The 25,300-nt window shown below is 67.3% G+C and carries 23 protein-coding genes and 1 tRNA gene; 15 read left to right on the top strand and 9 right to left on the bottom strand.

Features of this window, described 5'->3' with window-relative positions; genetic code table 11:
• Positions 1–12 precede the first annotated feature (12 nt).
• From ACOGI5_RS14610 to ACOGI5_RS14580, 7 genes are all read left to right on the top strand, one after another.
• Positions 13–1,905 (top strand): ATP-binding cassette domain-containing protein, encoded by a 1,893-nt coding sequence (locus ACOGI5_RS14610; RefSeq protein WP_419865137.1) that lies wholly within the window; start codon positions 13–15, stop codon positions 1,903–1,905.
• A 17-nt stretch (positions 1,906–1,922) separates the two neighbouring features.
• Positions 1,923–2,660 (top strand): Phenylacetic acid catabolic protein, encoded by a 738-nt coding sequence (locus ACOGI5_RS14605; RefSeq protein ID WP_419865136.1) that lies wholly within the window; start codon positions 1,923–1,925, stop codon positions 2,658–2,660.
• Positions 2,661–2,767: 107 nt separating this feature from the next.
• Positions 2,768–3,061 carry a hypothetical protein gene (locus tag ACOGI5_RS14600; RefSeq protein WP_419865135.1) on the top strand — a complete coding sequence of 98 codons (294 nt, stop codon included), beginning with the start codon at positions 2,768–2,770 and terminating at the stop codon, positions 3,059–3,061.
• Between the two features lie 37 nt (positions 3,062–3,098).
• On the top strand, positions 3,099–3,548 hold the full coding sequence (locus tag ACOGI5_RS14595; protein WP_419865134.1) for an FAS1-like dehydratase domain-containing protein: 450 nt from the start codon (positions 3,099–3,101) through the stop codon (positions 3,546–3,548).
• Entirely contained in the window at positions 3,545–3,922 is a 378-nt protein-coding gene (locus ACOGI5_RS14590) for a MaoC family dehydratase (protein ID WP_419865133.1), read from the top strand. Before ACOGI5_RS14595 ends, ACOGI5_RS14590 begins: the two co-directional genes overlap by 4 nt.
• Before the next feature lie 22 nt (positions 3,923–3,944).
• Positions 3,945–4,733, top strand: coding sequence for an enoyl-CoA hydratase/isomerase family protein (locus tag ACOGI5_RS14585; RefSeq protein ID WP_419865132.1), 789 nt, complete (start codon positions 3,945–3,947; stop codon positions 4,731–4,733).
• Positions 4,734–4,748: 15 nt separating this feature from the next.
• The gene (locus ACOGI5_RS14580; protein WP_419865131.1) at positions 4,749–5,117 is read left to right on the top strand and encodes an MmcQ/YjbR family DNA-binding protein; all 369 of its coding nucleotides are present in this window, start codon (positions 4,749–4,751) and stop codon (positions 5,115–5,117) included.
• Between the two features lie 25 nt (positions 5,118–5,142).
• Here the strand turns inward: ACOGI5_RS14580 and ACOGI5_RS14575 are convergent, their stop codons facing one another.
• Positions 5,143–5,610, bottom strand: a complete 468-nt coding sequence (locus ACOGI5_RS14575) for a PPOX class F420-dependent oxidoreductase (RefSeq protein WP_419865130.1) — start codon at positions 5,608–5,610, stop codon at positions 5,143–5,145.
• A gap of 159 nt (positions 5,611–5,769) precedes the next feature.
• Between ACOGI5_RS14575 and ACOGI5_RS14570 the strand changes: the two genes are divergently transcribed.
• The gene (locus ACOGI5_RS14570) at positions 5,770–8,223 is read left to right on the top strand and encodes a CaiB/BaiF CoA transferase family protein (RefSeq protein WP_419865129.1); all 2,454 of its coding nucleotides are present in this window, start codon (positions 5,770–5,772) and stop codon (positions 8,221–8,223) included.
• 5 nt (positions 8,224–8,228) lie between these two features.
• On the opposite strand, the gene ACOGI5_RS14565 is transcribed toward ACOGI5_RS14570, so the two are convergent.
• Positions 8,229–9,488, bottom strand: a complete 1,260-nt coding sequence (locus ACOGI5_RS14565; RefSeq protein ID WP_419865128.1) for a CapA family protein — start codon at positions 9,486–9,488, stop codon at positions 8,229–8,231.
• 114 nt (positions 9,489–9,602) lie between these two features.
• Between ACOGI5_RS14565 and ACOGI5_RS14560 the strand changes: the two genes are divergently transcribed.
• Positions 9,603–10,769, top strand: a complete 1,167-nt coding sequence (locus ACOGI5_RS14560; RefSeq protein ID WP_419865127.1) for a serine hydrolase domain-containing protein — start codon at positions 9,603–9,605, stop codon at positions 10,767–10,769.
• 14 nt (positions 10,770–10,783) lie between these two features.
• Here ACOGI5_RS14560 and ACOGI5_RS14555 read toward each other — a convergent pair whose 3' ends face one another.
• The 5 genes from ACOGI5_RS14555 to fabD all read right to left on the bottom strand — a co-directional run bounded on the left by ACOGI5_RS14555 (position 10,784) and on the right by fabD (position 15,286).
• Positions 10,784–11,959 (bottom strand): beta-ketoacyl-[acyl-carrier-protein] synthase family protein, encoded by a 1,176-nt coding sequence (locus ACOGI5_RS14555; RefSeq protein ID WP_419865126.1) that lies wholly within the window; start codon positions 11,957–11,959, stop codon positions 10,784–10,786.
• A gap of 40 nt (positions 11,960–11,999) precedes the next feature.
• Entirely contained in the window at positions 12,000–12,233 is a 234-nt protein-coding gene (gene acpP / locus ACOGI5_RS14550; RefSeq protein WP_419853812.1) for an acyl carrier protein, read from the bottom strand.
• A gap of 106 nt (positions 12,234–12,339) precedes the next feature.
• Entirely contained in the window at positions 12,340–13,074 is a 735-nt protein-coding gene (gene fabG, locus ACOGI5_RS14545; protein ID WP_419865125.1) for a 3-oxoacyl-ACP reductase FabG, read from the bottom strand.
• A gap of 31 nt (positions 13,075–13,105) precedes the next feature.
• Entirely contained in the window at positions 13,106–14,071 is a 966-nt protein-coding gene (locus tag ACOGI5_RS14540) for a beta-ketoacyl-ACP synthase III (protein WP_419865124.1), read from the bottom strand.
• Between the two features lie 30 nt (positions 14,072–14,101).
• Positions 14,102–15,286 carry an ACP S-malonyltransferase gene (gene fabD / locus ACOGI5_RS14535; protein ID WP_419865123.1) on the bottom strand — a complete coding sequence of 395 codons (1,185 nt, stop codon included), beginning with the start codon at positions 15,284–15,286 and terminating at the stop codon, positions 14,102–14,104.
• A gap of 193 nt (positions 15,287–15,479) precedes the next feature.
• Between fabD and ACOGI5_RS14530 the strand changes: the two genes are divergently transcribed.
• The 5 genes from ACOGI5_RS14530 to coaE all read left to right on the top strand — a co-directional run bounded on the left by ACOGI5_RS14530 (position 15,480) and on the right by coaE (position 21,333).
• Positions 15,480–15,562 (top strand) — tRNA-Leu (locus ACOGI5_RS14530).
• Positions 15,563–15,679: 117 nt separating this feature from the next.
• Entirely contained in the window at positions 15,680–16,255 is a 576-nt protein-coding gene (locus tag ACOGI5_RS14525; protein ID WP_419865122.1) for an ANTAR domain-containing response regulator, read from the top strand.
• Between the two features lie 69 nt (positions 16,256–16,324).
• A complete protein-coding gene (gene polA, locus ACOGI5_RS14520) occupies positions 16,325–19,060 on the top strand; it encodes a DNA polymerase I (protein ID WP_419865121.1) in 2,736 nt (911 codons plus the stop codon).
• A gap of 276 nt (positions 19,061–19,336) precedes the next feature.
• Positions 19,337–20,644: a 30S ribosomal protein S1 gene (gene rpsA / locus ACOGI5_RS14515; protein WP_419865498.1), complete on the top strand. Its 1,308-nt coding sequence runs from the start codon at positions 19,337–19,339 to the stop codon at positions 20,642–20,644.
• Between the two features lie 65 nt (positions 20,645–20,709).
• Positions 20,710–21,333 carry a dephospho-CoA kinase gene (gene coaE / locus ACOGI5_RS14510; RefSeq protein ID WP_419865120.1) on the top strand — a complete coding sequence of 208 codons (624 nt, stop codon included), beginning with the start codon at positions 20,710–20,712 and terminating at the stop codon, positions 21,331–21,333.
• 4 nt (positions 21,334–21,337) lie between these two features.
• Here coaE and ACOGI5_RS14505 read toward each other — a convergent pair whose 3' ends face one another.
• Positions 21,338–21,862 (bottom strand): hypothetical protein, encoded by a 525-nt coding sequence (locus ACOGI5_RS14505; protein ID WP_419865119.1) that lies wholly within the window; start codon positions 21,860–21,862, stop codon positions 21,338–21,340.
• A gap of 173 nt (positions 21,863–22,035) precedes the next feature.
• On the opposite strand from ACOGI5_RS14505, the gene uvrB reads away from it, so the two are divergent.
• Positions 22,036–24,150, top strand: coding sequence for an excinuclease ABC subunit UvrB (uvrB, locus tag ACOGI5_RS14500; protein ID WP_419865118.1), 2,115 nt, complete (start codon positions 22,036–22,038; stop codon positions 24,148–24,150).
• On the opposite strand, the gene ACOGI5_RS14495 is transcribed toward uvrB, so the two are convergent.
• Entirely contained in the window at positions 24,147–25,238 is a 1,092-nt protein-coding gene (locus tag ACOGI5_RS14495) for an S-(hydroxymethyl)mycothiol dehydrogenase (protein WP_419865117.1), read from the bottom strand. The two genes, uvrB and ACOGI5_RS14495, sit on opposite strands and share 4 nt — an antisense overlap.
• Positions 25,239–25,300 lie beyond the last annotated feature (62 nt).

Genomic DNA, 25,300 nt, shown 5'->3' with positions numbered 1-25,300 from the left:
CGAGCCGATCTGATGTTCCCGCGCCCCGGACGTGACGTCGGCTTCCCCATAGCCGGATGCGCCCTGCTCTTCGCCGTCTTTCTGGCCGGCGGCCTCATCTACGAGAGCTTCCAAGGCCGGGCCGCCGAGCGCCTGGTGACGGTGATGCTGATCGACGCCATCATCGTGCTCGGCATCCAGATCTACGTCGGCAACACCGGTGTGCTGTCGTTCGGCCACATCGGCTTCGGTGCGATCGCCGGCTACGCCTTCGCGGTCTTCGCCATCAGCCCTGAAGAGAAGCTCAAGCGGATCCCCGACGCACCGTTCGGCTTGAACGATGTGCTGCTGAACCCGGCGCTGGCCGTTGCTGTGGCCATCGGGGTGACCGTACTGGTGGCGCTCGTGGTGGGCATCGGATTGGCGCGCTCGGGTGCGGAGTCGGGCGCCGTGGCGGCCACCGTCATCACCCTGGCACTGCTGTTCGTCACCCATGAGGTGGCGCGCAACTGGCCGGACCTGACCGGCGGCAACCGTGCAGGTCTCACCTTCAAGGTGGGGGCCGCGCTCGACAGCAGGCTCCCGATCTACCTGTGTCTGCTGGGCGCATTGATCCTGGCAAGGCTCTTCGCCCAGAGCCGCAGCGGCAAGCTGGCCGTTGCCGCTCGTGAAGACAATCTGGCCGCACGCGCCATGGGTGTGAACCCGCTCGTTCAGCAGACCGCCGCACTGCTCATCTCCGTAGTAGTGGTGAGCGTCGGTTCGTCACTGCGCGTGTACGAGAACGGCTCGATCCTGCCCGACGATTTCTTCTTCAACTACACGCTGCTCACGCTGGCCATGCTGATCGTAGGCGGCCGCAACAGCGTCACCGGTGCGCTCGTCGGCGTCGCAGTGATGACGGTCGGGCGCGAATTGGCCCGCCGCCTCGGGCAGGACGGTTTCGAGGTGTTCGGGCTCGGTCTCGATGCGGCGCCGCTCGACTGGGTCTTCCGCGAGAACCTGCAGACCGTCTTCCTGGGCCTGGCGATGCTCGGTTTCATGATCTTCCGCTCCGACGGGCTGCTGGGGGATTGGGAGCTGGACGGCTGGCTGTGGCGTCTGTGGCATCGCCGTAAATCCGAAGAGCGACCCGAGCCGCTGGCGGAAGTAGCGCCCGTGGGCTTGCACGCCGACGTGGAGCGCGAGGGTGCAGCCCTCGAGGTGCACGATCTCGCTGTCGACTTCGGCGGCTTCCGGGCGCTCGACGGAGCGGGGCTCTCCGTTGCGCACGACGAGGTGGTGGGCTTGATCGGCCCCAACGGCGCCGGCAAGACGACGCTGGTCAACGTGATCACCGGCATCGTCGAGCCATCAGCAGGCTGGTTCAAACTGGGCGAGCGAGAGCTGACCGGTGCGCCGAGCCACGACATCGCCCGCGCCGGCCTGCTGCGTACGTTCCAGAACCTGCGGTTGTTCGGCGCATTGACCGTGCGCCAGAACGTGGAGCTTGCTGCTCGAGTCGCCGCCCAGCACCGACCGGGAAGCCACCCCCCGGTCGATGCGCTCGTCGCTGAAGCCGGACTCTGGGACGTGCGCGATCGCCGCGCCCGCGAGCTCGACTACGGCAGTGCGCGGAGACTGGAGCTGGCCCGAGCGGCCGCCATGGCGCCGGCCTACCTGCTGCTGGACGAACCCACCAGCGGCATGAGCGACGCCGAGTCGGCAGAGATGATCGGGCGCATCCGGCATATGGCCGCTGCGGTGGATGCGGGCGTGCTGGTGATCGACCACGATCTCAACTTCATCACTGGCATCAGCGATCGCATCTACGTGCTCGATCAGGGCCAGGTGATCAGTGTCGGCACGCCCGACGAGGTGCAGGCCGACCCCGCCGTGCGGGCTGCGTATCTCGGAGCCGAGAGCGACGCTGAGAGGCCTGGCTGAGTACTCTCGGAAGCACTATGAGCACCACAACGCTGGAACGGACCTCAGTGTCGCAGCGGATCTGGAACGAGGGTGACGCCGACATTCCCGCCGAGTTCCATGAGCTGCTCGTGCGGATGCTGAGCTATCACGTCGAGAACAGCGCGAACCCGCACTACACCGACCTGCTCACCAAGCTGTGGGACCGCTGCCTGCGCTTCGCGCCCGACGAAGCCACCAAGGGGCTGCTGGTCAAGCTCATGCAGCAGGAAGTGGAGCACGGGATCATCAATGCCCAGATCCTGGCCGGCTTGGGTGTCGACCATGTCGACCGTCCGATCGAGCAGTACGCGTTCCGGCACCCGATGGAGACATTCTGCGACCTGTCGTACTTCCATGCGCTCATCGACCGGGTGGGCGTCTATATCGGCGAGACCTGGGACGGCGTGCCCTACAAACCCCTGCTCGACATCGCAACGCGGGTGCACAAGGAGGAGCTGTTCCACTGCACGCTCGGTCTGCGGAACCTGCGGCTGATCTGCAAGACCCCCGAGGGGCTCGCCGAGGCGAACGAGAAGATCCACTTCTGGTGGCCGGCGGCGCTGGACATGTTCGGCCGGTCCGACTCCGACTTCGGCGACGCGTACGTGCGATGGGGCTTGCGGAAGAAGAACAACGCCGACCTCCGCCGGCAGTACATCGCCGACACGAGGCCGTTGCTCGACGAGCTCGGGATCGAGGTGCCGCCGAACCGGTTGAACCGCCGGTTCCTCTAGCCGGCCAAGAGGCGAAGCCGTGGCCCGAGCGGCCCGTGAGCGAAGCGAACAAGAGCGGGAAACAAGTGGTGCGACAGCGAGAAGGTTCACCTGCCGACGCGTCCTCTATGGATCCTGCAGCCGCGGGCGGACTTGCTGTCCGGGTGACGCGGCCCGCGCCGGAGGTGGCATTCATCGAGACGTCCTCGTCTGCGCACTGGGAGTGCTTCTGGGTGGCAGAGGGAGAGCACACGCTCGTCATCGGCGCGTTCGACCGGGGCGACAAATCGACGCCAGAGCCGCGCATCCACGTGATCAACAAGCCCTACGGCTGGGACATGCGACCGGCATCCGATCCGCCGTCAGCCGGCGACGACCAGGACCTGCTCGTGGCGGTCTGGCAGCTGCTGAGCTCGAACTGAGCGTGTCGAGCGGGACCGCGTGTAGCGAGGTGTCGGGGTGAACCTGGAGACACTGGGCCAAGTGCTGGTCGAAACCGAGGTGGTGGTGGAACCCGAGTCAGTGGCGATGCTGGTCGATGCGCTGGGTACGCCTGACGCCACCGAAGTGGCGCTGCGGCTGCCGTTCTTCGGGCCGACGGTGGGCGGCGGCGACTCGGTGGTCGGGCCCATCGATCTCAGCCTTGAGCGGGGTCTGGCCGGTGGCCAGTCGTTCGAATGGCACCGCTCGTTCCGCCCGGGCGAACGGGTCTCAGTGGTGGTGTCGGTGGAGGACATCATCGACAAAGGCACGCTGCACCTGGCGACGGTGCTGTCGGAGTATCGAGGCGCTGATGGCGAGCTGATCCAGCGGCAGCGGACGGTGTTCGTGGAGCGAAAGCCGCCCGCGGAGCCGGCGCAGCCTGCGGCCACTAGCGACGACGCCGAGTCGGGGGAGTCTGCGTCATGACTGAGCTGGATTTGACGCCGACGACCGCGCCCGTCATGACGAGGGAGGCCATGCGCAGCTTCGTCGACGGCGTGAGTGACCCCAACCCGGTGCACACCGACCCCGAGTTCGCGGCCAAGGCCGGGCTGCCCGATGTGGTGGTGCAGGCCTCGCACACCACCGCAATCGCGCTCAACGCCCTCATCGCGCAGTTCGGTGCCGATGCGATCCTGAATCTCGACATCCGGCTGCGCGGACCGGTCTTCCCCGGCGACGAGGTGACGGTGTCGCCCGTGAGTTTCGGAGAGCTGGACCGGGGCGTGGAGCTGCGCAACCAGCGGGGCGACGTGGTCGCCACCGGCATCGTGGTGATGCGCGGCGACCCCGACGAGTGACCCCCACGACAAGGGAGAGCCCATGAGCTACGAGCACTTGCTGAGCGAAGACCGCGACGGTGTCCGGATCCTGACGCTGAACCGGCCCCAGAAGTTCAATGCGTGGAATGCCGCCATGCGAGCCGAGATGCGAGACGCCGTGGAGGACACGGCGATGGCGAGCGATGTCCGGGCGCTCATCATCACGGGCGCTGGCAGGGCGTTCTCTGCCGGCGAAGACGTCTCAGAGATGGGCGATTTGACCGAAATGGGGACCCGGGGCTTCCGCGCGGTGGCTCGTGGCATTCACTCGGTGTTCGACCTGATCGAGGCGCTCGAAGTGCCCGTCATCGCCGCAGTGAATGGCGTTGCAGCGGGTGGCGGGTTCGAGCTGGCGCTGTCGTGTGACTTCCGGGTGGTTGCCGAGAATGCCCGTTTCGTCATGCCCGAAGCCAAGGTGGGGCTTATTCCCGGCTCGGGCGGTTGCTCCCGCCTGGTGCATTACGTGGGCTTGGGCCGGGCCAAGGAGCTCGTCATGCTGTCGCGCAACGTGGGCGCCGATGACGCCAAGGCGATGGGCCTCGCCACCGAAGTGGCACCTGAGGGCGGAGCCGTGGACGTGGCGCTGGAGCTCGCTTCGGAGATGGAGGCCTTCGCGCCGCTGGCACTCGGCATGGCCAAGACCGTGCTGAACACCTGCACCGACGTCGACCACGAGACCGGTCGGCGCCTAGAGCGTCTCGGTCAGAGCGTCCTCAAGACCACCGCCGACCACGCCGAGGGCGCCAGCGCCTTTCTCGAACGTCGCACACCCGACTGGCAAGCCCGCTGAGGCGGACGCGCAGCTATGGCGACGTTCGAAGACGTACGCAGGCTCGGGATGGAGCTGCCTGATGTCGTGGAGTCGACGTCCTACGGGACGCCAGCGCTCAAGGTCCGCAAGAAGGGCTTCTGCCGGATGTGGGGCGAGCGCGAGCATCGCCGCGATCAGGTCTTCGACACCGAGGTGCTGGTGCTGTTCTGCGACCTCGAGATGAAGGCAGTGCTGCTCGAGAACCATCCCGAGGTGCTGTTCACGGTGCCGCACTACGACGGCTATGGCAGCGTGCTCGTCCGGCTGGCGGATGTGGATCTCGACGACCTCGCCGAATGGCTGGAGGAGAGCTACCGCACCAAAGCACCCCCGACCCTCCTTCGCCAACTCGACGGCGACTGAGACAGCGGGCGTCTGGGGAGGACTGCTACTCGCTGGCGAGGCGGGCGGGAAAGCCGCCTTTGGAGATTGGCCCCCAGCTCTCGATGTGCAGGCGCAGCAGCACCTTGTCCTGACGGGTCATCGCTTCGCGGTACTCGTCCCAATCGGCATGCTCGCCGCTGATCACCCGGAAGTACTCGACGAGGCCGTCCATTGCGTCGGGCAGGTCCTCGACCTCGCCGCGGCACTCGAGCTGGACCCACTCGCCGTTCCACGCGTCTGACATGACGATCACCCATGCCTGGGCGTTGCGTCGCAGGTTGAGCGACTTGGCCCGGTCGGGGTAGCTGCTGACGAGTACCGCATCGCCGGCCTCGTCGAGTCCCATGGTGACCAGCGATGCCTGCGGGCGACCGTCCCGCCGCAGCGTCAGCAGCACGCCGTGATGCCGTTCCCGCACGAACTCCTGCAGCTCTGCACGCTCCACAATGCGGTCGGTCGCGATCGACACCATCCGGTCCTCCCTGCCTCGGCCCAACAGCTCCGGCAGTCTCGCCGAAGTTCTGTTGTTCGGCACTGCGTCGCACGTTCTCAGAGCGCGTCGGTTCGCATGGCATGCGCGTACAGGGAAGAATCAGCCCCACGCCGTGCGTCGAGCCGGCGCAGATGAGGGGTGAAGTTCGAGATGTTGCAGCACTACCGGGTCTTGGATCTCTGCGAGGGCATCAGCCAATTCGCGGGCTACCTGCTGACCAGCCTGGGCGCGGAGGTGATCGCCGTCGAACCTCCCGGCGGGGTCGACAGCCGCCACGCCGGCCCGTTTGTCGACGACGAGCCGGATCCCGAGCACTCACTGGCCCACTGGGCTTACAACCAGGGCAAACAGAGCGTCACCGCCGATCTGACCACGGCGGAAGGGCGGCAGCGGCTGCTGGAGCTCGTGGCGGGCGCCGATGCGCTCATCGAGGACGCGCAAGTCGGCCGCATGGCGTCGCTGGGCCTCGCATACAGCGAGCTCGCCGCCGTCAATCCCGCCATCGTGCATGCCTCGATCACGCCGTACGGCTCGACCGGGCCTCGCAGCACGTGGACCGGCTCAGATCTGACAGCGGTGGCCGGCAGCGGTTTCCTGCACGCCAGCGGTGACAAGGACCGTGCCCCGGTGCGTGTTGCGGCCGTACCCCAGAGCTTCCTGCAGGCTGCGGCCGATGCGGCAGCCGCCACGCTCATCGCGCTGCGGGAAGCGCAGCGCAGCGGCCGCGGCCAGCACGTCGACATCTCGGCGATGGAATCCATGACGCACGGCCAACCCGCGAATCTGTCGAGCCGTGTCAATGCCAATTCGGTGGATCGACTCGCTGGCGGCCTCAGCCTCGGCGGCGTCGACGTCCCGATGCTGTTCCCGTGCGCGGACGGCAACACGATCTGCGTGGCGCTGATGGGGGCTGCCTTCGCTCCCTTCACCGAGAGGCTCGTGGCGTGGGAGGCCGAGGAGGGCTTCGCCGACGAGGAGCTGCAGGCCGTCGACTGGGAGACCGTCGCGACCGAGGTGCTCAGCGGCCAGCGTTCACCGGACATCATCGCCAAGTCGTTCATGACCCACGCCCGCTTCCTGGCCACCAAGACCACCGAAGAGTTGTGGGCGGCAGCTTTCGAGCGGAACATCCTCATCACACCTTCCGCATTGGTCAGCGATCTGCTGACCAACCCTCACTTCGCCGATCGCGACTTCTGGCGTGACGTCGAACTCGACGGCGGGCGCAGCGCTCGCTTCTGCGGTCCGCTGGTGCACTTCAGCGCCGACGCTCCCGAGCGCACGCTGGTGGTGCCCACGCTGGGCAGCGACAACGGCAGCCTCGACACCAACCGGCAGCCCTACGCGGCGACCGCAGTTGCCGCAGGTGACGGCCCTGCCTCGGACGGCGCCGAGCTGCCGCTCGCGGGCCTGAAGGTGGTGGAGTTCTCGTGGGTCATCGCCACGCCGTCGGCGGTGCGCATCCTGGCCGACTACGGCGCCACGGTGGTCAAGGTCGAGACCGAGAGCCGGCCCGACACGATGCGCACGGTCAACCCGTTCGTTGACGAGGAAGCCCATCCTGACAACAGCGTCGGCTACGGCGTGTACAACGCGGGCAAGCGCAGCCTCAGCCTGGACCTCAGCAAGCCCGAATCGCGCCAAGTAGTCGAGGATCTGATCCGCTGGGCCGACATCACCACCGAGTCCTGGGCGCCGGGCGCCGCAGCACGCATGGGCTTTGGCTACGACGATTTCTCGGCGATCAACCCGCAGATCATCATGCTGTCGAGCTCGCTGCTGGGCCAGAGCGGGCCGTACTCGAGCCTCGCTGGCTACGGGTTCATGGCCGCCGCCATCGCCGGCTTCTACGAGATCACTGGTTGGCCGGACCGCGGCCCCGCAGGCCCGTACGGCCCCTACACCGACTTCTTGGCGCCCCGCGTGATCGTGGCGTCATTGATGGCGGCGCTGGAGCGGCGCGACCGCACCGGGGACGGCTGCTACATCGACATCTCCCAGACTGAGGCGGCGCTGCACTACCTAGCGCCGGCGATCCTGGACGCCTCGATCAATGGCCGAGATCCGCAGCGGTGCGGCAACGAGGACCCGCACATGAGCCCCCACGGCGTGTACCCGAGCGCGGGCGAGGATCAGTGGGTGGCGATTGCTTGCACCGACAACCGCTGGCCGGCATTGGCCGGAGCGGTGGGGCTGAACGGCAACGGCGCGGCCGGCTGGAATCAGCCAGCCCGGCGGGAGAGGTCCGGCGAGATCGACGACGCCATCTCGGCGTGGACATCGGAACGCTCCAATGTCGAGGCCGCCGAAGCGCTGCAGGCCCATGGCATCGACGCCTACCCGGTCAACAACTCGCAGGGATGCTGCGATGACAAGCAACTCACCGCCAGGGAGCACCACATCAACGTGCCCCAGAGCCACCGCGGCACCATGTGGACCCAGAACTGCCGGACCCGCATGTCCCGAACGCCGCCGGTGGTCTGGCGAGGCGGACCGTGCCTCGGCGAGGACAATTTCGAAGTCCTCACTGAGTTTCTCGGCTACAACACAGACCAGATCGCCAACCTGGCCGCAGCTGAAGTACTCGGCTGATCCCCTCACCCGTCGCTCGGGTGGCCTTCGGCTTCAGCCTCATCCTCAGCCTCGGTTTCGGGTTCGGTCTTTGCCGTCGGCGCAGCGGTGGTCGGAGGTGGTTGGTGCTGGGCGCAGTCACCCGAGACGATGTCGTTGATCCGGTCGACCCTGGCGCCTTCAGAAGCGGGCACCGGCGCGCCGTTGAGGTCGAGCAGATGGGGATGGAACGACCAGCCCAGCATCTCGTCGCCGTCGAAGTCGACCTGCAAGACCCCGGTCTCGCCGGTGATGCCTGACCGGTAGTGCCACACGAAGTTGCCAAGCGAGTAGGCCACGAGCCTGCCGTCGTCGAACACCACCGGCTGCAGCACGTGCGGGTGGTGGCCGATGACCGCATCTGCGCCGTTGTGCAGCAGTTCGAAGGCGAAGTCTCGCTGCCGGCCCTCCGGGCAGGTCATGCGCTCGACGCCCCAATGCACCGTGACAATCACGACATCGGCGTCCTGCGCAGCAGTGCGGACATTCGCGAGCACCCGGTCACGCTGGTACGCCGACGCGATGCCCGGGCGCGTCTGGGTGGCAGGAAAACCGAGCGGCACGACCATCGAGGCACCGACGAATGCGACGCGCACGCCGGGACGCACTTCGATGACGCGGTGCCGGTAGGCGTCGGGGCTGGTTGTGCCCGCTCCAAGCGCGATCACTCCCTGGGCCTCGAGGAGATCGACGGTGTCGACCAGCGCGTCAGGTCCGTAGTCCATGGCGTGGTTGTTGGCCAGGTTGGCCACGTCCACGCCGGCCGCGGCGATCCGCTCGGCTGCCGAGGGCGGCGCCCGGAACACGTACTGCTTGTCGGCAGGCTCACCGCGCTCGCTGATGACCATCTCCACGTTCACGACGGCGATGTCTGCGGAGCCAAGCGCGGGCTGAATGCCGGCGAACGGGTCGACGCCGGCATCTTCGCTGCGATCCATCAGCACGTCGCCACCGGCCAGCAGCGTCCACGTCAGATCCGGCTGTGTCGTCGTGGGAATGACAGCAGTCGTGGAGGTTGTTGCCGATCTCGTTGCCGCAGCCGAAGTGACAGGTGCCGTCAGGGGAGCGGCAGTGTTGTCGGTCACGCGTGGCTCAGCGTCGGCCGCTGCAGGCTGAGCGACTGCCGGCACTTCCGTTGCTGTGGGTGGGGGAGGCACGACTCGCACAGGGCTGGTGCTGCACGCCACCGCCAGCAGGGCAGTGCAGACCGAGGCGAGCGCGGCGGTGTACCGCGGCCGAGACAGCATGGCGTGGAGCGTATGGCAGGCGTCCTGCGCCTTTGGGCTGCCAACTAGCGTCGCGCTCGCAGGGCCGGAGTACGGCCTGCGCAGTGATGCGTCCAGCCGAACAGGAGGCCTGATATGTCGCTCGGAGACACAGTTCAAGGGATTCTCGACCGGGGCGTCGCCGACGGCGATGTCGTGGGCGCGGTGGCCAAGGTCATCAGTGCCGATGGGGAGATCTGCTCGGCAGCAGCCGGCACCCGCGGCGCCGACAGCGACGTTGCCATGTCGAATGACACCGTGTGCTGGATTGCCTCGATGACCAAGGCCGTCACCGGCACGGCGGCGATACAGCTTGTGGAGCAGGGCAAGCTCTCGCTCGATGGCCCAGCGGCGGATGTGCTGCCGCTGGTCGGCGAGCTGGACGTGCTCACGGGCTTCGACGACGACGGAAACCCGGTCACCCGCCCGCGCAATGGCGACATCACCCTGCGTCATCTGCTGACGCACACTGCGGGCATGGGGTACGACATCTGGAGCGCCGAGCTCGGCCAGTACATGGAGGCCACGGGCACGCCAGGCGTCATCGAGTGCCAGAAGGCCACGCTCACCATTCCGCTGCTGTCTGATCCCGGCGACCGCTGGTTCTACGGCACCGGCATCGACTACGCCGGCCAGATGGTGGAAGCGGCCTCGGGCATGACGTTGGGCGAGTACATGGCGGCGAACATCTTCGAGCCGCTGGGCATGTCTGACACCGCATTCAAGATCACCGACGGCATGCGCGCCCGCCAGTCGGCGATGCACACCCGTGACGAGAACGGCTCGCTGTTCGAGATGCCGTTCGAGATCCCCCAGGAGCCGGAGTTCGAGATGGGCGGCGGCGGGCTGTACTCCACCGCCGACGACTACTGCCGCTTCCTGGCCATGATGCTGAACGGCGGCAGTCTCGACGGCAGCCAGATCGTGTCAGCCGACACCCATGCGCAGATGGTCACCAACTCGATGGGCGACCTGCGAGTCACGATGCTCCCGACGGCCGCCCCGCCGTTCTCGTTCGACGCCGAGTTCTTCCCCGGCGTCGAGAAGTCGTGGGGGCTGACGTTCCAGATCAACGAGGAGCCGGCACCGACCGGACGTCCCGCGGGCGGGCTCATGTGGGCCGGGCTGGCCAACTCGTACTTCTGGATCGACCTGCAGAACCAAGTGGCCGGCTGCTACATCAGCCAGCAGGTGCCGTTCGCAGATCCGCGTTCGTACGGGCTGTACGAAGCCATCGAGACCGCCACCTATGACAGCCTCTAAGGCTGTTCACGGCCTCAGGCGGGGCCGAGCACGATGCAGCCGTTGTGGCCGCCGAAGCCGAACGAGTTGCTGATCGAGGGACCTGGCTCCCAATCGACCGCCTGACCGGTCACCAAGCGGAAGTCCGCGAGCTCGGGATCGGGAGTTGTCCAGCCGGCCGTAGCCGGAATCTTGCGGTGGCGCATCGACAGCAGCACGGCAATGGCCTCCAGCGCGCCTGCTGCGCCGAGCGCATGCCCGGTGACGCCCTTGGTGGAAGTCACGAGCGGGCCGTTCGGCCCGAACAGCTTGTTGAGCGCTTCCGCTTCGGCTGCGTCGTTCAGCGGGGTCGACGTGCCGTGTGCGTTGACGTGGACGATGTCGTCGGGCGTGAGGCCGGCGTCGTCGATGGCGAGTTGCATGCAGCGCAGCGCGCCAGCGCCGCCGGGCGCCGGCGCGGTGATGTGGTGAGCATCGGCGTTCGAGGCGGTGCCGAGCACCTCGCCCCAGATCGTGGCGCCCCGCGCGACTGCCGAGTCCCATTCCTCGAGCACCAGGGTGGCGGCGCCCTCGGTCATCATGAAGCCGTCGCGGTTCTTGTCGAACGGCATCGAGATGCCGCTGTTCGACAGGGCAGTCATGTTGACGAAGCCAGCGGTGCCCACCGGCGTCATCACCGACTCGCAGCCGCCGGCCACGATCACGTCGGCAACGCCGAGGCGGATGAGCCGCGCCGCGTACCCGATCGAGTGCGTCCCCGCCGCGCATGCGGTCGTGAGCACCTCGCAGGGTCCGGCCAGCCCGTACCGCATCGAAATGGCGGCTCCGGGAGCGTTGGGCATCATCATCGGGACCATGAATGGCGATACCCGGCGTGCGCCCTTGCGATCAAGCACGAGCACCTGGTCTTCGAATGTCTGCAGGCCGCCGACGCCCGTGCCGTAGATCACGCCGCAGCGATCCGGGTCCGACGCGAGTTCTCCGGCGCTGGCCATGGCCTCAGCGGCCGCTGCCATGCCGAGCTGCGTTGACCGATCGGCCCGCCGAGCCTCCTTAGGATTGTCGTAAAACGGCGCCGGATCGAAGTCGACGACGCGCCGTTCTCCCTCCGGCGGTTCGGAGTTCAACCCGTTCCAGAAGTCGTCGACGCCGGTTCCGGCGCACGAGACGACACCGAGGCCGACCACAGCTACCCGACGCCCGTCAGTCATTGGATTCCCGCTCGCTGCCCATGACTCAGCAGGACAGGGCTCACAGTTTCGATTCGACCAGCTGGATCGCGTGGGCGACGGTGGTGACGTCTTCCAGTTCTTCCTCGTCCACGCTGATGTCGAACTCCTCCTCCAGGGCCATCACCAGCTCGACGAGGTCCAGGCTGTCGGCATCGAGGTCGTCCGCGAAGCTGGCCTCGGGCGTGACTTGCTCAGGATCCACGGCCAGCACCTCGACGGCGCAGTCACGGAATCGATCCAACGTGTCACTCATGCTGATCCCCTCATGTGTGGGCGGTCTCCGCACGAGCCCACCGAGGCCGTGCGAACGCGAAGTGTAGGTGCCGCAGCGCTACGGCCCTGCACGGATTGGGCGGCGCTCAATGGCCCATTCCTAGACCGCCGTCGACAGGTATCACAGCGCCGGTGATGTACGCGCCCTCGTCGGATGCCAGAAACGCCACCGCAGCCGCAATCTCGGACGGTTCTGCTACCCGTCCCAGCGGCACCGCACCGGTGATGGCGGTTTGCTGCTCGTCGTTCAATGCGCCGAACATCTCGGTGGCGACCGGACCGGGCGCGACGACATTCGCAGTGATGCCGCGTGAACCGAGTTCTCGGGCCAGTGATCGGGCCATGCCCACGAGGCCCGCCTTGGACGCCGCGTAGTTGACCTGTCCGGCCGAGCCCAGCAGCCCGACCACCGACGACACGAAGATCAACCGCCCCCAGCGCGCGCGCAGCATCGGGCGGGCCGCCCGCTTGGCCATCCTGTACGCGCCAGTCAAGTTCGTGTCGACGACGGCTGCGAAATCGTCGTCGGCCATGCGCAGCACGAGCTGATCGCGGGTGATGCCGGCATTTGCCACCAGGATCTCCACCGAGCCGAGCTCAGCCTCGATCGACCCGTAGGCAGCATCCACCGCGTCGCTGTCGGCTTGGTCGCACGCCACCCACAGCAGCCGGCTGTCGTCTGGCGCCTCGGTGCGGCTGGTCACGGCCACGCGGTGGCCTGCATCGGCGAACAACTGGGCCGTGGCCAAGCCGATGCCGCGGCTGCCGCCGGTAACGAGGACGGTGCGTGCTGTCGCGGGGCGCGCTTCGGGCTGATTCATCGTGAGACGTGTATGTGACGCTGGGACGCGATCAGCAGGCTCGGGCGGGAGCGCCCGACCAGCGCAGCAGTGCTGACGCAGAGGTCATGCCGGCGCCGAAGCCGACGAGCAGCACATTGTCGCCCTCGTTGATCCGGCCGCTGCGCACGGCGTCGTCGAGTGCGAGGGGAATGGAGGCCGACGACGTATTGCCGGTGCGCTCGATCACCATGGCTGCTTTCTCATAGGGGATGCGCAGCCGCTTGCAGGCCGTCTCGACGATGCGCACGTTGGCCTGATGGGGCACCACCACGTCGATGTCGTCGGCGGTCAGCCCTGCCTGTTTCATCGACTGGCGCGCCGATTCCTCCATCACCAGCACGGCCTTCTTGAATACCGCCTGGCCCGCCATCTGGATGTAGCCGTCGTGCTCGCAGTACAGCTGCTCTTCCATGGAGCCGTCGCTCGCGACGTGCCAGCCCAGCAGGTCGGAGCCCTGCTCGCTGCGCTCGAGCACGGCGGCGCCGGAGCCGTCGGCGAACAGGATGCAGGTGGCCCGATCGGTCCAGTCGGTGATCCGCGAGAGCACTTCGGCGCCGATGACGAGAACTCGCTCGTGACCCATCGCGATCATGCCGTGACCGGCCACCAGCGAGTACACGAATCCTGAGCAGGCGGCGTTCACGTCCATGGCGCCGCAGTCGAGGCCGAGTGCCTCTTGCACCCGCGACGACGATGCCGGAACGCAGCGATCCGGTGTGGTGGTGGCCAGGATGAGCATGTCGATGCTCGACGGATCGACGCCGGCGACCTCCATGGCGGCCGTTCCGGCCCGTGCGGCGAGCCCGGCGGTGGTGCCTCCGATGTTCCGCTGCCTGATGCCGGTGCGCTCGATGATCCACTCGTCGGAGGTGTCGACCATCTCGGCCAGTTCATCGTTGGTGAGAACGCGCTCGCCGAGCGCCGTCCCGATGCCGACAATGCGCGCGCTTGATGCGTTTCCCACGCTGAGCGTCATCTGTGGCTTCCCCTTGCTGGTGCCGGCGGTTCAACTGCCGGCTGGCGTCCGCAGCCACGCAACGGGCTGCCGTGCGGTGACCCGTTCGCCTTCTACGGCCATGATCCCCATGACAGTACCCGCGAACGCAGAGCGCACTTCCTCCCCGGCCACATGACCGATGACATCGCCCACTGCGACCTGCTGGCCGTCGCCGACACCGGAGCCGAGCGTGAAGATGCCGGCGCACGGGCTCACGATGAGGCGTTCGGTGACGTACAGGTTCTCGCCGCCGAGCACGGTCGGTGCCGACGGCGCGTCGGTAGCCAGCGTCTCCATCAGCGTGTCGATCTCGGCCGGCGTGCCGACCGACATCGATGTCGCACCTCGATGTGTCCGCTTGGTCATGCCGGTCAACACCTTGCCCGGGCCGAGCTCGGTGAAGGTCGTGACGCCGGCGTCGGCCAGCGCATGGAGGCTGGCGCGCCAGAGCACCGGGCTGGTGAGCTGCTGGGCCAGCAGCGTGCGCCACTCGTCGGCGTCGGCACGCGGCCGGGCATCGACATTGGCCACCACCGGCACGCTCGGGGCCCGGATCTCGACTTCGGCCAGCGCTTTGCGCAGCCGATCCCTGGCCGGCTGCATGAACGGCGTGTGGAATGCGCCGCCCACGGGCAACTGCATGAGCCGCTTCGCGCCCGCCGCCTTCGCTTCGTCGCCGGCGACGGCAACGGCATCCGGTGCGCCTGCAATGACGACTTGGCCGGGCGCGTTGTAGTTGGCAACCCAGACGTCGCCGGGCGTTGCGTCGCACGCCTCTGCCACGAGGTTGTCATCGAGACCCAGCACGGCCGCCATGGTCCCTTCCTGCTCGTCAGCAGCCACCTGCATGGCCTCGCCGCGCTCGGCAACGAGCCGCACAGCGTCGTCGTAGGCCAGGGCTCCGGTTGCGGTCAGTGCGCTGTATTCGCCCAGTGAGTGCCCGGCAGCACACGAGAACGTGGCGCCGGTGCGCTCGACCGCATCGAGCACCACCATCGACAGCACGAACGTCGACAACTGCGAATTGCGCGTATGTCGCAGCTCGTCGGCATCTGCCTCCAGCAGCAGCGCGGCAACATCACGCCCGCAGGCGTCGGAGGCCTCGGTGACCAGCTCCCATGAGTCGTGCGCCGTCCATGGCTCGCCCATGCCTTGCTGCTGCGAGCCCTGGCCCGGGAATGTGAATGCGAGCACTCGGCCTCCTACGCAGCGCCTAGGCGGGAGACCGGGTCGGTGCTCGAACCGCAGCGCAGTGAACGCACAAATGGGGATTAGGGCAAAAGGGTAGGTGGCGGCCCAGGCCGAGAGCGACCTTTCCGGCGACAGATGCCGCACCGTTGATGGTCACCTCTCGGCGCCGCCCCTAGGTACGCTGAGCCGCTCCAAGGCCCGGGTGGTGAAACGGCAGACACGGGGGACTCAAAATCCTCTGCCCTCACGGGCGTGCGGGTTCAACTCCCGCCCCGGGCACCCGAAGCCTGCATGAATTGCTGAGAGGCACGACAACCCGACCGGTAGGCTGACCGATCCGCACGAGCCCGGCAGGAGCTGCCTGCCGAGCGAACCCGTCCCGCGAGGGGAGCGCGTGTGTCGAAGCGAGTCGTGATCGCAGAGGACGAGGCCATCATCCGCCTCGATCTGCGCGAGATGCTCGAAGACGAGGGCTACGTCGTGGTGGCGGAGACGGGTCGCGGCGATGAAGCCGTGGAGCTCGCACGCGAGCACCGGCCCGAGGTATGCATCTTCGACATCCAGATGCCGGGCCGCGATGGCCTCGATGCGGCACGAGAGGTCGCCGGCGACCGCACTTCCGCTGTGCTCATCCTCACCGCGTTCAGCAAGCGCCATCTCATCGCCGAAGCCCGCGACGCCGGCGTGCTCTCGTACCTGGTGAAGCCGTTCCAGCGGGAAGAACTGGTTTCGGCCATCGAGGTGGCGTGGGGCCGATTCACCGAGATGCGGGAGCTCGAGGACACAGTGGAGAGCCTCGAGGAGAAGCTGGAGACGCGCAAGGCGGTGGAACGCGCGAAGGGCCTGCTCATGGACGATTTCCAGCTCTCCGAGCGGGACGCCTTCGAGTTCATCCGGAGTACGGCGATGGCCAACCGTGCGAGAATGCGGGACATCGCCCAGCAGATCGTCGATGGACTGCTGACCCCCTGAGCCCGCCCTTCGACATCTGCGGTTGGCAGGCTTCCGCAACCATCATCCGGCACCGTTGGGAGAGTTCCCATGTCGAAGCTCCTCCTGCTCGACGGGAATTCGCTCACGTACCGGGCCTTCTTTGCCGTGCCCGAAGACATGGCCACCCGCTCGGGGCAGCCCACCGGTGCCGTTTTCGGGTTCACGTCCATGCTCATCAATTTGGTGCGCGACCACCGGCCTGACGCGATCGCGGTGTGCTTCGATCGCCGGGAGCCGACATTCCGCCACACTGCAGCTCCCGAATACAAGGCTCATCGCGACGAAACGCCCGCAACGCTCATCGATCAGCTCGGCCTCGTGCGCCAGGTGCTTGAGTCGCTGAGCATCCCGGCGTTCGACTGCCCCGGCTTCGAGGCCGACGACCTGCTGGCGACGCTGGCCTCCCAAGCGGAACGGCGCGGCGATGATGTGCTCATCGTCAGCGGCGATCGCGACGTGTACCAACTCGTGCACGACCCCAAGATCCAGGTGCTCTACAACCGCCGGGGCGTCACCGACTACGCGCTCTACGACGAGGCGGGCATCGCCGAGCGCACCGGCGTCACGCCGGAGCTGTACGTGCAATACGCCGCACTTCGCGGCGACCCGTCCGACAACCTGCCGGGGGTGCCCGGCGTGGGGGAGAAGACGGCCGCCAAGCTCCTCAACAAGTACGGCAGCGTCGAGGCGCTGCTGGCTGCGGCCGCCGAGCAGACCCCGAAGCTGGCCGAGAACCTTGCGGCCCACGGCGACAACGTGCGGCGCAACGTCGACTTGATGACCCTGCGGAGCGACGTGCCGATCGATGCCACGGTCGACGACCTCCAATGGGGCAGCTTCGACGCCGACCTCGTGACCCGCACATTCGAGTTCCTGGAGTTCGGCACGCTGCACGCTCGGCTGCGCGACGCCTTGGCGGGAACATCGCTCGACGGCCTGCTGGTGCCGAGCGCGAGTTCCCCCGAGACGGCCCAGCTCGCAGAGGTGCAGCTGCTGCCGGTGGACGCTGAGGGGGGCGCCCGTGGCGGCCATGCCGCGGTGCTGCTGAGCGAGCTGTCGCGCCGCGACGATCCGGTCGCGCTCGGGTTCACCTTGGAGGCCGACGGCGCCCTGGGTGTGCTGGCGATCGCTGAGGATCCTCTGCAGGGCACGGTGCTCGCGCTCGGTCCCGATGATCTCGCTGTGCCCGAGATCGCAGCGGAATGCGCCCGCCTGTTGGGAGCTGACGGACCGGGCGTCCACACCCACCAGGCCAAGGAGCTGATGCGTGCGCTTGGCCGCCTGCCGGGCGCTCAGGATGCCGGCGCGGCGCTGGCCGGGCTGGCCGTCGATACCTCGATCGCCGCCTATCTCATCCATCCGTCGGAAGGCCGTGACGAGCTGAGCGCGCTGCTCGCCCGGTATTGCAGCACGGAGCTTGCCGGTGGCGACACCGAGGGCCAGCTGGGATTCGACGACCTCGACGCCGACGGGCCGACGGAGGGTGTCGTGGCCGGTCGCGATGCCCTTGCAGTGGCGATGCTGGCGCCGATGCTCGATCAGCAGCTCGACAGCTTGGGCATGTCCGGCCTGTACCGGGATGTGGAGCGTCCGCTCATCAGCGTTCTGGCTCGCATGGAAGCGGCCGGCATCGGTGTCGACCGCGGCGAGCTGGAATCGTTGCGTGACCATCTCACCGGCGAGGTGTTCGCGCTGGAAGCCGAGGTGCGCGCATTGGCCGGTCGTGACGATCTCAACGTCAACTCGCCCAAGCAGCTTGCCGAGGTGCTCTTCGAGGACCTGGGGCTGACCCCCCAGCGCAAGACAAAGACCGGCTACTCCACGAGCGCAGCGGCGCTGGAATCGCTGCGAGGCGAGCATCGCATCGTGGACCGGCTGCTGGCATTCCGGGAAGTGGAGAAGCTGCGCTCCACCTACGGCGTCAGCCTGCTCGAATGCGTTGAGCCCGACGGCCGTATCCACGCCACCTTCAACCAGACGGTGGCACGCACCGGCAGGCTCAGCTCGGAGGACCCGAACCTGCACAACATCCCGGTGCGGACCGAACAGGGCCGGCTGTTCCGGCGTGCGTTCGTGCCGGCCGATGGCTTCGAGCTTCTGATAGCCGACTACAACCAGATCGAGCTGCGGGTGATCGCCCACCTGTCCGGCGATCCGGGTCTCGTGGGCGCCTTCGAGGCGGGCCACGACATCCACAGCGCCACTGCCGCATCCCTGTTCGGCATCAGACCCTCCGACGTCGACCCGCAGCAGCGGTCCGTGGCGAAGATGGTGAGCTACGGCTTGGCCTACGGGATGGAGGCGTACGGTCTCGGCCAGCGCCTCGGCGTGCCCACTGGCGAGGCGGCGGAGATCCTGGATGCCTACTTCGAAGCGTTTCCCAAGGTGCGCTCATTCATGGACGGGGTGGTGGAGCAGAGCCGCGAGCGCGGCTACACCGAGACGGCATTCGGCCGGCGCCGCCCGCTGCCCGAGTTGACGTCGCGCAACTTCCGGGTGCGCCAGGCCGCCGAGCGGCAGGCCATGAATGCCCCCATACAGGGGCTCGCAGCCGACATCTTCAAGGTGGCGCTCATCCGGCTGGACGAGGCTCTGCAGGCGCGGTCGGCAGCCAGCCGGCTGGTGCTGCAGGTTCACGACGAGGTGATCTTGGAAGTTCCGCCTGATGAGGCCGCCGAGGTGACCGAGCTGACGGTCGACGTGATGCGCAGTGCCGCAGATCTGGCGGTGCCGCTGGAAGTCCATGTTGCCGCCGGCGCCACCTGGGCAGACGCCAAGGGCTGACAAGTCGGTAGCCTTTCCGTGCGCTGTGTGCGGCATGCTCAGCCGCCTGCGCCCGTATTCCCGACCTGAGCGTTCCCCGTGACCGACGCAATTGCCCCCGCTCCAGACCTTGAAGACCCAGCACTCGCCGAGTCCCCGCCACCCGATGACTCCCCGGCCACTGCGCCCGAGGTGCCAGGCAGCGAGAGCGCAAGCGACGAGAGCGGCAACGGAGCCTCGACGGGCGATTTCGGCACGTTCACCGATGCGGGTGACTACGTGCCGCGGACCGTCACCATGGACGATCTCGGCGACACGTCCTTCGAAGATGCCATCGCGCAGACCATTGTCGAATTCGATGACGGCGACATCGTGGCAGGCACCATCGTGCGGGTCGACCGCGACGAGGTGCTGCTGGACATCGGCTTCAAGTCCGAGGGCGTCATCCCGTCCCGCGAGCTCTCCATCCGTCACGACATCGATCCATCGGAGGTTGTGGAGGTCGGCGACCAGATCGAGGCGCTCGTCCTCCAGAAGGAAGATCCCGACGGCCGCCTGGTGCTCTCCAAGAAGCGGGCCCAGTACGAACGAGCTTGGGGCCGCATCGAGGAGATCCGCGAGTCCAACGGCGTCGTCAAGGGCCCCGTCATCGAGGTGGTGAAGGGCGGGTTGATCGTCGACATCGGCCTGCGCGGCTTCCTGCCGGCGTCGCTGGTGGAGCTCCGGCGGGTCCGCGACCTTGCCCCCTATGTCGGCCGTGAGCTTGAGGCGAAGATCATCGAGCTCGACAAGAACCGCAACAACGTGGTGCTCAGCCGGCGAGCCTGGCTGGAAGAGAGCCTCAAAGAGGAGCGGGAAGGCTTCCTGCGGGATCTCCAGCGCGGCGAGCGGCGGACCGGCCGGGTCTCGTCGGTGGTCAGCTTCGGCGCATTCGTCGACCTCGGCGGCATGGACGGCCTCATTCATGTCTCGGAGCTGTCCTGGAAGCACGTCGATCACCCCAGCTCGGTGGTCAGCATCGGCGATGAGGTCACGGTGGAGGTGCTCGAGATCGACCGTGAGCGCGAGCGCATCTCGCTCTCGCTCAAGGCGACGCAGCAGGACCCGTGGGAAGCGTTCGCGAACTCCCACCGGGTCGAGGAGCTGGTGTACGGCCGGGTCACCAAGCTCGTGCCGTTCGGTGCCTTCGTGCAGGTCGGCGACGGCATCGAGGGCCTGGTGCACATCTCGGAGATGTCCGCCCACCACGTCGAGCTGCCCGAGCAGGTGGTGACGCCCGGCGAGGAGCTCTGGGTGAAGATCATCGACCTCGACCTGCAGCGCCGACGCATCAGCCTGTCGATCAAGCAGGCAGCCGAAGGCGGGGTGGTCGCGGAGGAATACCGCGAGGCGTTCGGCGATCACGCCTACGACGAGGAAGGCAACTTCATCGGCGAGTTCAGCTACGAGACGCCTGCCGACGGCGAGGAATCGGAAGCCGAGCGCGCGTGGCGTGAGTACTACGAGGAGCACGGCGAGGAGGCCTACCGTCAGGCCCTCGCGCACTACGAGAACCAAGGGGCCGACGGCGAGTCCGCCCCGGCCGCCCCGGAAGGGGACGGCTAGCCCGCCAGCTCCCTGCCGAGCCTGAACCTGCCGCCATCGAGCCCCATTCGGTTGACTGTGGCCTGATGATCACGGTCGGGCTCACCGGTGGCATCGGCAGCGGCAAGAGCACGGTCGCCTCGGGCTTTGCCCGCCGCGGGGCGGCACTGATCGACGCCGACGCCATCGTCCGCGAGCAGCAAGCACCGGGCAGTCCCGTCTTCACGGAGATGGTGGAGCGTTTCGGGGATCACATCGTGGCTCCCGACGGCACGCTCGACCGTGGTTCGGTGGCGGCCATCGTGTTCAACGATCCCGACGCCCTCGCCGATCTGAACGCGATCACCCATCCGCCGGTCGGTCAGGAGATCCGTCGCCGGCTGGGCGAGCTGGAAGGCACGGATCGCATGGTGGTGCTCGACATCCCGCTGCTCGCCGAGGGGCTGGCCAAGGGTCGGCGGCCGCGCTACCAGTCCAGCGGGATCCTGGTGGTGGACACGCCGGCTGAGCTTGCCGTGGAGCGCCTGGTGACCTTGCGGGGGTTCTCCGCCGATGACGCACGTGCGCGCATCTCCGCGCAGTTGTCGCGCGACAAGCGACTGGCCATTGCCGACCGGGTCATCGACAACTCCGGCGGCCTCGAGGAACTCGAAGCTGCGATCGAAGCAGCTTTCAACTGGGCCAGCGCCCTGCCGCACCTGCCGCTCTGAGCAGTCAGTAGGCGATCGGCGTACCGCAGTGAGGGCAGCTCGGCTCTGGTGAGCGGGTGTCGAACTGGGATGGCTTGACCAGCAAGAAGCAACCTTCGCAGAGGATCTCGTCTTCCTGCTTGGACGCTGAACGTGAACCGCTGACGATCCCGATCTCGTCGTCGTCCTCGTCCTCGTCCTCGTCCTCAGACGCCAATCGCTCCTTGAGGATCTCGCCGAGATCCGCCTCGAGCTCCTCGTCGTCATCGTCGTCGTCTTCGTCGTCGGAGGGGCGCACTCCGGCGGGCACTTCGCGACGAGGCCCGCTGTCATCGTCTGCCGATGCTGTCTCGTCAGCGTCTAACCCGCCAGATTCCAAGTCGTCAGAATCCAAGTCGTCGACATCGTCGATGTCATCGTCGAGCTCGGCCACGCCCAGCTCTTCGGCCTCGAGATCATCGGGGACCGGCTCGAAGTCGTCGCCGAGCAGGTCAGGGTCATCCATGGCGTCGTCGTCGGACTCAGATGCGTCTGGTTCGTCGCGGCTCATGGGCGGTCTCGGGTCGTGAGGGAATCGGGTTCCGGCAGGTCGGCGGTCAGCGCGGCAGGATAACCACCCGGCCGGGTGCACGGGGGCACCGCGCCTGTGGTGTCGTTCCCAATGAGCGCGAGCGGTCGATTGCTGCCGGAATCGCGTGGCACCGCCGCCGTAGCCTCTCTCGCATGGCATCCGTCTCGACTGCGCCATCGCAGCAGGACGCAGACGCGGTCGAGCCCGGCCGAGCCCGCCCTTGGCTGCCCGAACCGACAGCTGCCCACCCGTTCCGGGTCAGCGCAGGCTTCGAGCCGGCGGGCGACCAGCCACGCGCCGTGGCCCAGCTTGCGGGCGGCGTCGTCCGCGGCGACCGGTTCCAGACGCTGCTGGGGATCACTGGTTCGGGCAAGAGCGCCACGATCGCGTGGACGATCGAGCGAGCGCAGCGCCCGACGCTGGTGCTCGCTCCCAACAAGTCGTTGGCAGCACAGCTTGCGAACGAGTTCCGTGAGTTCTTTCCCGACAATCGTGTGGAGTACTTCGTCTCCTACTACGACTACTACCAGCCCGAGGCCTACATGCCGGCCTCGGATACCTACATCGAGAAGGACTCCAGCATCAACGACGAGATCGACCGGCTGCGGCACTCGGCCACGGCGGCCCTGCTGACCCGCCGGGACGTGATCGTGGTGGCATCGGTCTCGGCCATCTACGGGCTCGGCGCACCTGAGGAATACCTGCGCCAGATGCTGTACCTGCGCGTGGGCGAGGTGGTCGACCAGCGTGCTGTGCTGCGCCGGCTCGTCGATATGCAGTACGAGCGCAACGACACGAACCTGGTCCGGGGTCGGTTCCGGGTGCGCGGCGACACGCTCGAAGTGCACCCGGCCTACGAGGAGTTCCTGGTGCGGGTGGAGCTGTTCGGAGACGAGATCGACCGCATCAGCCGCATTGACACGGTGACCGGCGAGCGTCTCGGCGAACTCGAAGAGGTCACCGTCTTCCCGGCGTCGCACTACGTCACCGGCGAGGACAAGATGCGGGCGGCGATCGCCAAGATCGAGGCAGAGCTCGCCGAGCGGCTGCAGTACTTCGAGAAGGAGAACAAGCTGCTCGAGGCGCAGCGGTTGCGGATGCGCACCGAATACGACCTCGAGATGCTGGCCGAGTTGGGCTACTGCAACGGCGTCGAGAATTACTCGATGCATCTCGACGGCCGGGTGTACGACGAGCCGCCGTACACCCTGCTCGACTTCTTCCCAGACGACTACTTGCTGGTCATCGACGAGAGCCATGTTGCCGTTCCCCAGCTGCACGGGCAGTTCGCCGGCGACCGGCGGCGCAAGGACACCCTGGTGGAGCACGGCTTCCGGCTGCCCTCGGCGCGCGACAACCGGCCCCTGCGCTTCGACGAGGTGATGGAGCGGCTGAACCAGGTGGTGTTCCTGTCAGCCACGCCGGGGGACTATGAGCTGCGGACAAGCTCGGCGGTGGTTGAGCAGATTGTCCGCCCGACCGGTCTGGTGGATCCCGAGATCGTGGTGCGTCCCACCCAGGGCCAGATCGACGACCTGATGGGCGAGATCGAGCGGGTCACCGAACAGGGCCAGCGGGTGCTCGTGACGACGCTCACCAAGAAGATGGCCGAGGATCTCACCGACTACCTGCTGGAGCTGGGCGTGCGGGTGCGCTACCTGCACAGCGAGATCGACACCATCGAGCGCATCGAGATCCTGCGCGACCTGCGGCTCGGCCACTTCGACGTGCTGGTCGGCATCAACCTGCTGCGAGAAGGCCTTGACCTGCCCGAGGTGAGCCTGGTGGCGATCCTGGACGCCGACAAGGAGGGGTTCCTGCGCAGCGAGACGTCGCTGATCCAGACGATCGGGCGCGCGGCACGCAATGTCGACGGCCAGGTCGTGATGTACGCCGACGAGTTCACGCCGTCGATGCATCGCGCTGTCTCCGAGACCAATCGCCGCCGAGGCCTGCAGCAGGCGTACAACGCCGAGCACGGCATCGACCCCCAGACGATCCGCAAGGCCGTCACCGACATTCTCGAGGTGCTGCGAGGCCCAGCAGAGACGGCACCGGTGCCCGAGAAGCTGGTGTCAGGCCGCGTGAACGCTGAGCGGATGAAGGCCGCTTACGGCGATCTGCCGGCCGACGATCTGACGCGTCTCATCGCCTCGCTGGAGGAGGAGATGGCCGAAGCAGCCGCTGACCTCAGATTCGAGTACGCAGCCCGCCTGCGAGACGAGCTCAGGGAGCTGCGCCGAGACTTGCGCGACGCCAGCGCCTAGAGCATCACGACGGAGCGCAGCACCTCGCCGTGCTCCATCTTCTCGAAGGCTTCCTCGACACCCGCAATCCCGATTGTCTCGCTGACGAACTTGTCGAGCGGCAGTCGGTTCTGCAGGTGCAGGTCGATGAGCATGGGGAAGTCACGGCTGGGCAGGCAGTCGCCGTACCACGAGCTCTTGAGCGAGCCGCCGCGGCCGAACACCTCGATCATGGGCAGCTCGATCTTCATGGCCGGATTCGGCACCCCCACCAGCACCACGGTGCCTGCCAGGTCGCGGGCATAGAAGGCCTGCTCGTAGGTCTGGGGCAAGCCCACGGCCTCGATGGCCACATCCACGCCGTTGCCGTCGGTCAGCTCGCGGATCGCCTCCACGACCTCGTTGTTGCTGAGACCTGCGGAGTTGACGGTGTGGGTAGCGCCGAACTCGCGGGCCCAGTCGAGCTTACGGCCGTCGATGTCGACGCCGATGATCGTGTGCGCTCCGGCGAGGCGCGCACCGCAGATGGCGGCATCTCCTACGCCGCCGCAGCCGAACACGGCCACGCTGTCGCCGCGGCCGACACCGCCGGTGTTCATCGCGGCACCCAAGCCGGCCATGACGCCGCAGCCGATGAGACCGGCTACTTGGGGCGACGCGGCAGAATCCACCTTGGTGGCCTGTCCTGCGGCAACCAGGGTCTTCTCGGCAAACGCCCCGATGCCCAGTGCGGGCGACAGCTCGACACCGTCAAGAGTCATCTTCTGTGACGCGTTGTGCGTGGCGAAGCAGTACCACGGGCGGCCGCGGTCGCACGACCGGCAGTTGCCGCAGACGGCCCGCCAATTCAGGATCACGAAATCGCCGACGGCCACATTGGTGACGCCGTCGCCGATTTCCGACACCACGCCTGCAGCTTCATGCCCCAGCAGGAACGGGAACTCATCATTGATGGCGCCCTCGCGGTAGTGCAGGTCGGTGTGGCACACGCCGCACGCTTGGACGTCGACGATCACTTCGCCCGGACCGGGGTCGGGGACCACGATCGTCTCGACCGTGACCGGCTCGCCGACCGCTGCGGCTACGACACCTTGTACTTCATGTGGCATGACGCGACCCTACTTCTGCCGGTCACAGCCACAGGTTCCCTGGACTTGCAACGGTGCACGAA

This window comes from Candidatus Poriferisodalis sp. (genome assembly GCF_965208925.1).
Classification (GTDB): Bacteria; Actinomycetota; Acidimicrobiia; order Acidimicrobiales; family Poriferisodalaceae; genus Poriferisodalis.
The sequence above is the reverse complement of the archived record's forward strand: the minus strand, read 5'-3'. Positions and strand labels throughout refer to the sequence as shown.